Below are 11119 nucleotides of genomic sequence, written 5' to 3' on the forward strand. Positions count from 1 at the left end.
CTCAGCGTGTCATGAAGCCGATCGCCAGCGCATTGGCGATGTCGATGAAGAAGGCCGAGACCAGCGGCAGGATGATGAAGGCAATCGGCGAGGGGCCGTGCGTCTTCGTCACCGCCGTCATATTGGCGATTGCGGTCGGCGTCGCGCCGAGGCTGATGCCGCTGAAGCCGGCGGCGATCACGGCCGCGTCGTAGTCGCGCCCCATGGCGGGGAACACCACGAACAGCATGTAGATCACCGCGACCACCGTCTGCAGGCCGATCACCAGCACCAGCGACGGTCCGAGCCCGCCCAGCGTCCACAGCTGCATGCTCATCAGCGACATGGCGAGGAAGATGTTCAGCGACAGGTCGGAGACGAGCGCCAGCCCGCGCGTGCGCGTCGGCCAGGCGAGGCGCGGCAGGATCCGCGGCACCGTGTTGGTGAGCAGGATCGCGGCGAGCATGCAGGCGACGAAGAGCGGCAGCTTGATGCCGAGCCCGGAGATGATCTCGTCGATGCCATAGCCCAGCAGCACCGCGATATTGAGCACCAGGATGGTGCGCATCAGGCTCAGATGATCGATGTCGTCGCCATGGGACGTCCCGGTCTTGGGAAGCCCGACGATCGACGCCTCGCTGGCGCGGCCGGACAGATGGAAGCGCTTGATGAGGACGCCGGCGACCGGGCCGCCGACGAGGCTCGCCACGATGAGGCCGAGCGTCGCCGAGGCGATGCCGACTTCCATCGCATTGGAGTGGCCGAACCGGTTGGCGAGCACGGGCGCCCAGGCGACCGTGGTGCCGTGCCCGCCGATCAGCGAGATCGAGCCGAGCAGCGGGCCGATCCCCTCGGGGAGACCGAGCACCGCCGTACTGCCGACGGCCACGACGTTCTGGATCACCAGATAGGCGAGGGTGAGGGCGAGCAGGATCACCAGTGGCCAGCCGCCGGCCTTGAGGTCATCGAGCCGCGCGTTCAGCCCGATGCCGGTGAAGAAATAGAGCAGCAGCAGATCGCGCGCGCCAAGGTCGAAGGCGATCGCGACGCCGAAGACGCGAAAGGCGAGAAGGGTCGCCAGCGCAGCGATCAGCCCGCCCGTCACCGCCTCGGGAATGTTCCAGCGCCTCAGCGGCGCCACGATCCGGTTCACGCCGGAACCGATGAAGAAGACGACGATGGCGATGGTCAGGCTCAGGAAGCCCGGGACGGCGATGTTCTGCAAGCGGTGGGACCTCTCGTCTCAGAAGGAGCCGAACATCGAGCCGAGCACGATGACGCCGGCGAGCGCAATGAGGGCACCGACTATCCCAACCATCACGATATCGAAATAGCTCTTCCCATGGGTCGAGCCGCAGACCGCCAGCAATGTGACGACGGCGCCATTGTGCGGCAGGCTGTCCAGCGTGCCGGCGCCGATCACGGCGACGCGGTGGAGGAGGGCAGGGTCGATGCCCTGCTCGGCCGCGAGCTTCATATAGGTCGCGCCCAACGCGTCGAGCGCGATGGTGAGGCCACCCGAGGCCGAACCGGTCAGCGCCGAGAGGATGTTCGTCGCGATCGCCAGCGAGACCAGCGGTCCGCCCTCGATCGAGAGCACCCATTCGCGGACCAAGGCGAAGGCCGGAAGAGCAGCGACCACCGCGCCGAAGCCGACGAGGCTGGCGACGCTGATCGCCGGCAGGACCGAAGCATTGGCGCCGGCATCGATCGAGGAGCGCGGCGTAGCGAGACGCCGGCCGCTGACGGCGAGCAGCGTCAGGATGGCGGCGAAGAGCGCCACGATCACCGACCAGACGCCGCCGACCGCGGCGATCGACGTGTTGCCCCATTCGGGCGTGGCGAGGAAGGCGGTGTCGAGCCGCGGCAGCACGCCGAAGCTCATCACGAGATTGACGATCACGACGACGACGAGGGGGAGGGCGGCGGGAATGATCGCGGGCAGCGAGGCGCTGACCGCGCCGTGGCTGATCTCGGCCGGATCGAATTCCCGCGCCGTGGTGGCGCGCTCGCGCACGATCGGATCATTGGCCGCCTGCGCGGCCGCGTCGCTCGGGCCGTCGCCGAAGCCCTCGCCGGCACGCCGGGCGCCCGCCTCGGCGCGGGCCAGCCACCACAGGCCGAAGCCGAGCATGATTACGGAGGCGATGATGCCAAGACCGGGCGCGGCGAAGGGCGTCGTGCCGAAGAAGGGCATCGGAATCGCGTTCTGGATCGCCGGCGTGCCGGGCAGCGCCGACATGGTGAAGGTCGAGGTGCCCAGCGCGATGGCGGCCGGCATCAGCCGGCGCGGAATGCCTGCGGCGCGGAACAGCGCCGTCGCCATGGGGGCGAGCACGAAGAAGGCGACGAACAGGCTGACGCCGCCATAGGTCACGATTGCGCCGGCGAGGACGACGGCGAGGATCGCCCGCTTCTCGCCGAGCTTCTCGACCATGAAATTGGCGATCGAGGTCACCGAGCCCGTGTCCTCCATCAGCTTCCCGAACAGGGCGCCGAGCAGGAAGATCGGGAAGAACTGCGCCAGGAACTGCGCGGCGCTGAGCATGAAGGTCTGCGTCCAGTGCGCGAGCAGCGGCTCGCCGGACAGCAGCGCGGCGATGAGCGCCGCGATCGGCGCGAGCAGCAGGATCGACCAGCCGCGGAAGGCGAGCCAGATGAGGAGGCCGAGCCCGAGAAGAATGCCGAAGAGACCCATGCTCAGCTCTCCGTGACGAGGAAGTCGATATCGGCCGTGGAGCGCTGGCCGAGGTCGTCGCCGTGCTCGGCAAGGAAGGCGTCGGCGCTGCGGCGGCCCTCCTCCTTCAGCATGGTCAGGAACGCCCATTCCGCGTTCAGCTTGGACGAGGCGCCGAGCTCCACCATCATCTCTGTCATGATGCGGTGGGTGCGGACCTTGGCCCAGCGCGCGCCTTCGCCGGAGCCGGGATCGGCGACCTGCTTCAGCAGCGCGATCATCCGAAGCTCCTTCATCAGGGTCGCATTGAACGATATCTCGTTGAGCCGGTTGAGGATTTCAGACGCGGTCTTCGGCGTTTCCGGTCGGATGCGAGGATTGATCTGGACGAGGATCGTGTCGGGCACATCGCTTTCGCGCACCAGCGGCGTGATCGTCGGATTGCCGGCGAAGCCACCGTCCCAATAGGGCTCGCCGTCGATCTCCACGGCCTGGAACATGGTCGGCAGGCAGGCCGAGGCCAGCAGGACGTCTGGCGTGATCTCGCCATTGCGGAAGATACGGCCACGGCCGGTATGGACATTGGTCGCCGTGACGAACAGGCGGACGGGCGAGCCAGCAAGCCGCTCGAAGTCGATCTGCTCGGCGAGAATCGTCCGGAGCGGGTTCTTGCCGCTCGGATTGAGGTCATAGGGTGAGAACAGCCGTGTCATCATGTCGATGGCGATGTAGGCGGGCGACGTGTCGAGCGTCCAACGGCCGAGCAGCACGTCGAGCGGGCTGCGCTGGAACGGGCTGAAGCGGGCCGCTTCGGCGACCGTGGTCCAATAGCGGTCGAGCGCCGCGCGCGCGCCTTCGCGTCCGCCCGCCGCATAGCCATCGGCGAGGACGGCCGCGTTCATGGCGCCGGCCGACGTGCCGGATATGGCGGCGATGACGAGGCCTTCCTCCTCGAGCAGGCGATCGAGCACGCCCCAGGTGAAGGCGCCGTGCGAACCGCCGCCTTGCAGGGCGAGGTCGATCGGAAGCGGCGCCTCTGCGCTCCAGCTTCTCGTCTTGCCTTTAGTCATGGCTGCTCGCTCCGTTCTCGGAATAGGGGTCGCGCGTTGCGCGCGGAAGGGGGACGCCGGGCGGGAATGGGAGGGCCGTCCGGCCGCGGCCGCGAGGACGCAACGTCGCAGCCGCTGGTCGAGCCGGGGAAAGGCGCGTGCCGGATTGGTTGCGGTGATTGCGGGCCGATTGCCGCCGCTGTAATCTCGACGTCCAAGTATTTGGCAAAAGGACCGGCGAAATGGGCAGTATCAAGCCCGATTTCGGTAGGACATTGAGCAGTGCGCCGAACGCACTCCGCCCTCTCGTCTTCTCGACCGAGCAATTGCCGACTGGCGAACAGTGGGACGCCTGGCGCGCATTCATGGGCGAGGCCATCGAACTCGATATATCTTCCGCGCCGTCGAGCCCGTTTATCGCGGAGCACGCTCTCTGGGATTTCGGCCGTTTTGCGCTGACCCGGGCTGTTCTGCCAGCCGGAGGGCCGGTTCGCTCCTGGCGGCATCTGCGGCGTCAGCCGCTCGATCACTGGTGCCTGGTGCTCGTTCCGCGCCTCGATGGCGGCGCGCCGCGGCTTTACCTCCGCTCGCTCGCCGATCTGTTCGAGGCGCATGGCAATGACAGCCGCGTCATCAGCCTCTATCTGCCGCGCGACAGTCTCGGACGAATCGCGGCCCAGCTCGACCCGGTCACCGGGGAGCTGATTCGGACGACGATGATCGATCTGCTCAGCGATTATCTGCTGAGCCTCGAGCAGCGGCTGGCGAGCTGCGAGATGTCCGATGTCTCCGCGATCGTGCGGGCGACCGAGGCGATCATGATCGCGTGCCTGTCGGCCGGCGGCGCCGAGGAGATCGCGCATGCCCGTGACGGGACCACGCTTTCGCTGGTCGAGCGGGCACGGCGGATCATAAGACGGGACTTCTTCTCGCAGGAGCTTTCCCCGGACGTTCTGGCGCGTTCGCTCGGCATTTCGCGCTCGGGTCTCTATCGCGCCTTCGAGCCCTATGGTGGCGTGCGCCAGGTGATCCAGGAGGAGCGGCTTGCCGCGGCCCATGTGGCGCTGGCCGATCCGGAGCGGACCGAGTCGATCGTGCAGATCGCGGAACGCTGCGGTTTCGGCGATGCCTCCGGCTTCAGCCGGGCGTTCCGCCGGCAATTCGGCTACAGCCCGAGCCAGGTGCGGGCCGGCGGTGCGGCGGGCCATCGCGCCGGCATTCCGGCTCTGTCGACGCGGTCCGGCGATGGGTGCCTCGGTCAGGTCCTTCGCCGGCTTCACGCCTGACATCAGCTGCTCCCTGCCAGATACATCGCAATCGAGAATGCAAGGACCAGGCCGAGGAAGATCGCGCCGGCGATCGGCCATTCGCGAAGGCGCGCCTCGGTCCGCTCGATCGCGACCGAAGCCGCGCCGGCGAGACGGCCGACCGGGCGGAGGAGGGCGAGGATGTCGCCCGGCGGGATGCGCGGCGGGTTCGGCAGAAGGCGTCGTCCGCCGATCGCCAGCAGGCCGCCGATCGCGAGGGGCCAGATGCCGTCGAACAGCGTCGACGGCGAGACGGCGTCGGAGAGCGGATAACCGGTCGCGGGCGTCAGCAGGATCCAGGGCGCCAGCACCGCGAGCGCGGCGACGCCCCACCAGACGAGTCGGAGCGTGAGCGGCGCGAGCGCCTCGCCGGCATCCGTCCGCGCCGTGCCGCGCAGCACGGTGAGGAAGCGGATCATCAGGACGGTGGACGCGATCGCCGAGAGCTTGCCGAGCGTGCCGACGAGGCCATAGCCGAGGGCATCCTTGACGGCGAGCTTGGCGAGCGCGCCGCCGGTAAGCGGCAGGCCGGCAATGCCGAGCGCGACGAAGGCCGCCGGAATGAACACGGGCCAGATGCGCCAGCGCCCCGTCGCGGCGACGACGCCGATCGCGAGGAAGAGGCCGCCTTTCGCGAAGAGATGGTGCACGGCATAGAAGGTCGCCTCGGCCGGGGCGCTGGCCCGGCCGGCGGCGAGACCCATGCCGAGCACGGCGGCGATGACGCCCATCTGGCTGATGCTGGAATAGGCGAGGATGGCCTTGGGGTTGGTCTGGGTGAGGCCGACCAGCACGCCATAGAAGGCCGAGATCATGCCGATGACGGTCAGGAGCTCGCCCCAGGGCACGGATCCCGAATCGAAGGGCAGGAAGCGCGCCAGGCCGATGACGCCGGCCTTGACCGCGGCGCCGGACAGCGCGGCGACGGCCGGGATCGGCGTCGCGCGATAGGAAAGCGGCATCCACAGGTGCAGCGGCACCTGCGCCATCTTGGTGCCGAAGCCGAGGATGAGGAACAGCAGCGTCCAGTCGCGCCACGGCGAGAAGGGCAAGCCCTGCACGACATCGGCAATGGCGAGGCTGCCGCCTGGCGAGGCATTGGCGAGCAGTACGAAGGCGATCAGCAGGAACGCCTCGCCGAGCACCGCGAAGCCGACATAGATCGCGCCGGCGCGGCGGACCGACGAATTGCCCTCCAGCACGACGAGGCCATAGGCGGCGAGGCTGACCAGCGAAAACAGGAGGTAGAACGAGACGACGTCGTCGGCGACGAACACGCCGAGGCTGCCGGCGAGCGTGAACAGCCACCAGAGGCCGGCGCGGCGCAGCATCGAGCCACCCTGCCAGTAAGCCGGTGCATAGAGCGCCGCCGCGGTCCAGAGCAGCGCCGCGGCGCCCATGAGCATGGCGCCAGAGGCGTCGAGGGCGAGCGTCAGGCGGAACGGGCCGGGCATGACGAAGCGGGCGCCATTGCCGAGCAGGGCGACAGCGAGCGCGGGCAGCGGCGCGATGGCGAGCAGCGTGCCGATGCGCGCACGGGCGGCGGGGAAGGAAAGGCCGACCGCCAGCACGAGCGGAAAGAGGAGGGCGAGCGCCAGCAGCAGGCCCGCGCCATTGGTGGCGTCACCCGAGAGAAGCGAACCGCTCATGGTGCGAGCCCTCCGGGAACCAGCAATCCGGCCTCGGCGCCACGGCCGATGCCGAGAAGCGGCGCCGGCTCGAGCGGCACGAAGCCGATCAGCAGCGCCATGATCGCCAGCGCCAGCGCGACCAGCTCGCGCCGCCGCGAGACGGGGCCCTTGACCTTGATGCGCGCCAGCGGCCGGGCCATGGCCGGGACCAGGACGCGGAAGACATAGCCGGCCGCGAGCAGGCCGCCGCAGAGGATGACTGCTGCCCACCACCATTGGCCTTCGCCAACGGAAGCGTTCAGCATCAGCCATTTGGCCGAGAAGCCGCCGCTCGGTGGCAGGCCCATCAGGGACATGCCGCCGAGGCCGAAGGCGATGAAGGTGATCGGGATGACGCGGCCGGCCCCCGCGAGGCCGGAGATGCGATCATGGCCGAAGGCGTCGTAGACGAGGCCGGCGGCGAGGAACATCGCGGCCTTGGCGAAGGCATGCGAGGCAAGCTGCAGGATGCCGCCGGTCCAGGCGATCGAGGCGAAGGCGGGCGTCGCCTCGGAGCCGGTCGCGAGCGGGAACATCAGGAACAGATAGCCGATCTGCGCGACGGTCGAATAGGCGATGAGCAGCTTCAGCCGCGCCTGGCAGATCGCGATCACGCTGCCGAACAGGATGGCGAGCGCGCCGAGGCCGGCGAGCATCTGCGCGCCGAGCCCGGTCGCCTCTGCCGGCAGGATGTCGAACCAGAGCCGCAGGATGATGAAGAACGAGCCCTTCACCACGAGGGCCGACAGCACGGCGCTGGCCGCGGCCGGCGCGCCGGCATGGGCGGCCGGCAGCCAGATATGCAGCGGGAACAGCGCCGTCTTGGCGAGCAGGCCGACCGTCATCAGCGCGATGGCGATGAAGAGCAGCGGCTCGACCCGCGCCACCGACTTCAGCAGCGCGATGTCGAGCGTGCCATAGCCGGAATAGATCAGCGCGACGCCGAGCAGATACATGACCGAGCCGAGCAGCGCGAACAGGAGATAGCGCAGCGCCGCGCGCATCGTCTCGGCCTTGCCGTCGAGGCAGACGAGCGGCACGGCGGTGAAGGTCACGAGCTCGATGGCGACGAAGAGGTTGAAGAGGTCGTCGCCGAGGAAGATCAGGTTGAGCGCGCCGGAAATGCCGAGCAACAGCGTCCAGAAGACGGTCGGCGCGCGCTTCTCGGGCGCGTCCGGATCGTAGCCGAACTGGCCCTTGGCGAAGATGCCGACGGCGCCGATGACGATCGCCGTCAGCACGATCAGCACGACCGAGAGCCCGTCGGCCCGCAGCGCCAATCCGAGCGGCGGTCGCCAGCCGCCGACGAGATAGATCACCGCGCTGCCGGTTCCGGTGAGTTCGGTCAGGATGGCGAGCGCGATGGCGGCGCCGATGGCGAGCGTCGTCAGCGCGACCAGCTCGGTGCGCCGCGATCCGAGCGTCCAGATCAGCAGGATGCCGATGATCGGCACGAGAATCGCGAGGACGAGCAGGAAGCCGCCGGGCGTCGTATCGGCCGGGAAGGGGAGGGCGAGAGGCGTGGTCATGACGCCGCGTCTCCCTGCCCCGGGGTTCCCGTCTCGCCCTTCGGCGGCACGGACGCAGCCTGGCCGGGCTGGCCGGCATCGGTCGCGGCCGAGGAGAGGCGCTGCACCAGGGTGACGGCGAGGGCGGTGGCGGAGAAGGCGACGACGATACCGGTGATCACGAGGGCCTGCGGGACGGGGTCGCCGCCAAAGCCGGCGGCCGCGCCGCGGCGCGCGATCACGCCGAAGACGAGGAAGACGCCGGCGCCGACGAGATTGAAGGCGAGGATCTTGCGGATCGGCTTCGGATCCAGCACGAGGCCGAACAGGCCGATGCCGACAAGCGCCGCGCCGCAGAGGCCGTAGAGCGTGGCCGTGTCGAAGGTGGCGCCGGTCATGGGCGGTCCCCCTCCAGCGGCGGGCCGGCGAGCAGCATGCCCAGCATGGCAGCGATCGAGATCAGCAGGCCTGCCTCGATCGCGAGGATCAGCGGCTTGGCGAGACCATCGGGATAGGCGAGGAACGCGCCGGCGAAGTGAAAGCCGGACACGCCGATCGCGATGAAGATCGCCGGTCCGACGACGAGCGCGATGCGCAGGCGGCGGCTGGAGAGCGCGGGCGCCGAGCGGAGGCCCGCCATCATGACAAGCATCCACATGGCCGCAAGGATGGTCGCGCCCTGGAATTTGCCGCCCGGTTCGTCGGCGCCGACCCAGGTGATGTAGATGCCGATGACGATGCCGAGCGGCACCAGCCATTGCGCCAGCAGGAGCAGCGGCGCGGGAACATCGGCGGACGCGACCCGCGGCCGTGCGCCCCAGGCGCCGTCCGGCGTGAGCGACCAGACGCCGATCAGCGCGAGCAGCACCACGACCGTCTCGAGGAAGGTGTCGAAGGCGCGATAGGCCATCAGCACGGCGGTGATCGGGTTGCCGACGCCGGTCGAAGCGAGATGCTCGGCGGCGAGCGGGGCCAGCGTCGGCGCCACGGCCGGCGGGAAGACGACCAGCGCCCCGAGGAACAGCGCGACGGCGCCTGCCAGCACGCCGACGAGGACGCGGAAGGGGACGCTCGGCACCGCGTTCATGGCGTCGCCGGCACTGGCGAGACCGCGGGCGCGCAGCAGCATGACGCCGGTGGCCCCGCCGCCGACGGCGATCTCTGTCAGACCGACATCCGGCGCTTCGATGCGCAGCCAGACGAGCGAGAGCAGCAGGCCGAAGGCCATGAAGCCGATGATCGCCGCGAACACGTCGCGCACGACGATCATCCAGATCGCGAGGCCGATCATGGTGACGACGAGCAGCGTGTCGAAGAAGGCGGTTTCGGTCATGGCCGCTCCTCACGGCGCAGCACCCGCGCCACGAGCTGCGCGCCGGTCGCCCCGGCGAACTGCACGAGCAGCCAGATGAACAAGAGCTTGAGCGCGTCGAACACGCCCGCGCATTGCGGCAACAGGCCGAGCACGATGAAGCCGAGGCCGAGATTGTCGGCCTTCGTCAGGGCATGCAGGCGCGATAGCGAATCGGGAAAACGGATGATTCCGACCGTTCCGGCCACGAAGAAGACGAGCCCGAGCGTGACGGCGGCGACGGTGAAGAGATCGGCGAGGAGACTCACGATTCGGGCCCTCCGATCTCTCCCTCGCGGCCCGAATCGAGCGCGCTCAGCGAGAAGGCGATCGCGGCGAAGGCGGCGAGGAGCGCCAGCGTCAGCGCGATGTCGATGAAGGCGAAGCGGCCGCCGGCAAAGGCGAGCAGCAGGCAGGCGCCCACGCTGCCGCTGCCCAGAAGCTGCACCGCCATCAGCCGGTCGGCGCGCGATGGCCCCCGCAGCACACGGACGAGCCCGATGGCGACGCCGAGCAGCACGACGAAGGCGGCGATGTTGAGGAACGCGGTCATGATCCGGCCAACCGCTCTTTCTGCGCCTCGAGTCCGAGCGCGGCCATCAGGCGCGTCTCGTCATCGGCCAACTGTGCGGCGGCATCGATGTCGGTATCGAGACAATGCAACTCCATGGCGCCGTCGGCGGTCTCGCCGGTCGGCAATGTGCCGGGCGCCATCGAGGCGAGGTCGGCGAAGAGCGTGCGCGCCGGGCCGGGTGGCAGGGTCGGCGTGAACTGCGCCATGCCGGGCTTCAGGGGAAGTGACGGCGAGAAGGCGCGATGGGCGATGTCGAAGCCGGCCAGCACCGACTGGCGCAGGAAGCGGACGGCATAGGAAAGCAGCGCGCCGGCACGCGGCGTGGTGAGCGTTTCAGGCGCCAGCGAGCGGCTGGCGAGCGCTCCGAGGAAGGCCGCGAGAAGCCCCACGGGCACATCTGCGAGCCGCGCGTCGGTCAGAACGAGCCAGACGAGGAACAGCACGGCGGCGCGCACGAAGGGGAATCGCCGGCTGGCGGGAACAGCGTTCGTCATCGCGTCCTCCATGACGGGGACGCCGCCAGCGTGCTGCGGCGCGATACGGCCTTCGAGCCGGCCGACGGGTTCGAAGAGGTGGTCAAATCCTGCATGTCGAACCGTCCGTCCGGTGGATCTTCAGGGCTCAGTCCGGCGAAGCCGCATGCCGATGGGCGTCCGATATCTGCTCCGATCGACGCCCCGCAAGTGACTGAAGATGTCACGCAGGGAGGGGCGTCATCTAGGGTTTATCGATATGATGGACGTTGACAAGCGCCGGTTCCGATCGACACTCAATTGGGACGTGGCGCCAAACCATGAGACGCCATGCTCGTTACATTTCGATGTACTGACGATAGCATGCCCGCGCGTCGCTCTGTTTGCAATGCGGCAAGAGATTGTAATGAATACCAGAATCGGGTTTCTGCTGCTGCGCGGGGGCTGGCGGCGGACAAGACCTGCGAATCGAAAAGATGGCCGGGTGCTCGCACTGTGCGGGCCGAAACCGGGATCAGAGGATGAGACCTG

11 protein-coding genes are annotated in these 11119 nt (G+C 68.8%); 1 reads left to right on the plus strand and 10 read right to left on the minus strand.

Features of this window, described 5'->3' with window-relative positions; translation table 11 throughout:
- Position 1: 1 nt before the first annotated feature.
- The 3 genes from gltS to GGR25_RS02430 are packed head-to-tail and all read right to left on the minus strand — an operon-like array spanning position 2 to position 3726.
- Complete coding sequence (gltS, locus tag GGR25_RS02420) at positions 2-1204, minus strand: sodium/glutamate symporter (protein WP_183397122.1); 1203 nt, start codon at positions 1202-1204, stop codon at positions 2-4.
- A gap of 18 nt (positions 1205-1222) precedes the next feature.
- Positions 1223-2677, minus strand: a complete 1455-nt coding sequence (locus GGR25_RS02425) for a GntP family permease (protein ID WP_183397123.1) — start codon at positions 2675-2677, stop codon at positions 1223-1225.
- A gap of 2 nt (positions 2678-2679) precedes the next feature.
- Positions 2680-3726: a patatin-like phospholipase family protein gene (locus GGR25_RS02430; RefSeq protein WP_183397124.1), complete on the minus strand. Its 1047-nt coding sequence runs from the start codon at positions 3724-3726 to the stop codon at positions 2680-2682.
- A 221-nt stretch (positions 3727-3947) separates the two neighbouring features.
- Here GGR25_RS02430 and GGR25_RS02435 point away from each other — a divergent pair, with 221 nt between their 5' ends.
- On the plus strand, positions 3948-4991 hold the full coding sequence (locus tag GGR25_RS02435) for an AraC family transcriptional regulator (RefSeq protein ID WP_183397125.1): 1044 nt from the start codon (positions 3948-3950) through the stop codon (positions 4989-4991).
- A gap of 2 nt (positions 4992-4993) precedes the next feature.
- Here GGR25_RS02435 and GGR25_RS02440 read toward each other — a convergent pair whose 3' ends face one another.
- The 7 genes from GGR25_RS02440 to GGR25_RS02470 are packed head-to-tail and all read right to left on the minus strand — an operon-like array spanning position 4994 to position 10609.
- A complete protein-coding gene (locus GGR25_RS02440) occupies positions 4994-6661 on the minus strand; it encodes a complex I subunit 5 family protein (protein WP_183397126.1) in 1668 nt (555 codons plus the stop codon).
- The gene (locus tag GGR25_RS02445; RefSeq protein ID WP_183397127.1) at positions 6658-8211 is read right to left on the minus strand and encodes a complex I subunit 5 family protein; all 1554 of its coding nucleotides are present in this window, start codon (positions 8209-8211) and stop codon (positions 6658-6660) included. The genes GGR25_RS02440 and GGR25_RS02445 overlap by 4 nt, the downstream gene beginning before the upstream one ends.
- Positions 8208-8588, minus strand: a complete 381-nt coding sequence (locus tag GGR25_RS02450) for an NADH-quinone oxidoreductase subunit K (RefSeq protein ID WP_183397128.1) — start codon at positions 8586-8588, stop codon at positions 8208-8210. The genes GGR25_RS02445 and GGR25_RS02450 overlap by 4 nt, the downstream gene beginning before the upstream one ends.
- Positions 8585-9523: a hydrogenase subunit MbhD domain-containing protein gene (locus GGR25_RS02455; protein ID WP_183397129.1), complete on the minus strand. Its 939-nt coding sequence runs from the start codon at positions 9521-9523 to the stop codon at positions 8585-8587. The genes GGR25_RS02450 and GGR25_RS02455 overlap by 4 nt, the downstream gene beginning before the upstream one ends.
- Positions 9520-9810, minus strand: coding sequence for a monovalent cation/H(+) antiporter subunit G (locus GGR25_RS02460; RefSeq protein WP_183397130.1), 291 nt, complete (start codon positions 9808-9810; stop codon positions 9520-9522). Before GGR25_RS02460 ends, GGR25_RS02455 begins: the two co-directional genes overlap by 4 nt.
- The gene (locus GGR25_RS02465) at positions 9807-10094 is read right to left on the minus strand and encodes an MrpF/PhaF family protein (protein ID WP_183397131.1); all 288 of its coding nucleotides are present in this window, start codon (positions 10092-10094) and stop codon (positions 9807-9809) included. The genes GGR25_RS02460 and GGR25_RS02465 overlap by 4 nt, the downstream gene beginning before the upstream one ends.
- Positions 10091-10609, minus strand: coding sequence for a Na+/H+ antiporter subunit E (locus GGR25_RS02470; protein ID WP_183397132.1), 519 nt, complete (start codon positions 10607-10609; stop codon positions 10091-10093). Before GGR25_RS02470 ends, GGR25_RS02465 begins: the two co-directional genes overlap by 4 nt.
- Positions 10610-11119: the final 510 nt, after the last annotated feature.

The organism is Kaistia hirudinis (assembly GCF_014196455.1).
Taxonomy (GTDB): domain Bacteria; phylum Pseudomonadota; class Alphaproteobacteria; order Rhizobiales; family Kaistiaceae; genus Kaistia; species Kaistia hirudinis.

Bases quoted from the DNA above. Each gene is read 5' to 3' on its own strand.
- GGR25_RS02450 (WP_183397128.1), bottom strand. From the start codon at position 8,588: ATGACCGGCGCCACCTTCGACACGGCCACGCTCTACGGCCTCTGCGGC.
- GGR25_RS02445 (WP_183397127.1), bottom strand. From the start codon at position 8,211: ATGACCACGCCTCTCGCCCTCCCCTTCCCGGCCGATACGACGCCCGGC.
- GGR25_RS02425 (WP_183397123.1), bottom strand. From the start codon at position 2,677: ATGGGTCTCTTCGGCATTCTTCTCGGGCTCGGCCTCCTCATCTGGCTC.
- GGR25_RS02465 (WP_183397131.1), bottom strand. From the start codon at position 10,094: ATGACCGCGTTCCTCAACATCGCCGCCTTCGTCGTGCTGCTCGGCGTC.
- GGR25_RS02440 (WP_183397126.1), bottom strand. From the start codon at position 6,661: ATGAGCGGTTCGCTTCTCTCGGGTGACGCCACCAATGGCGCGGGCCTG.
- GGR25_RS02470 (WP_183397132.1), bottom strand. From the start codon at position 10,609: ATGACGAACGCTGTTCCCGCCAGCCGGCGATTCCCCTTCGTGCGCGCC.
- GGR25_RS02435 (WP_183397125.1), top strand. From the start codon at position 3,948: ATGGGCAGTATCAAGCCCGATTTCGGTAGGACATTGAGCAGTGCGCCG.
- GGR25_RS02455 (WP_183397129.1), bottom strand. From the start codon at position 9,523: ATGACCGAAACCGCCTTCTTCGACACGCTGCTCGTCGTCACCATGATC.
- GGR25_RS02430 (WP_183397124.1), bottom strand. From the start codon at position 3,726: ATGACTAAAGGCAAGACGAGAAGCTGGAGCGCAGAGGCGCCGCTTCCG.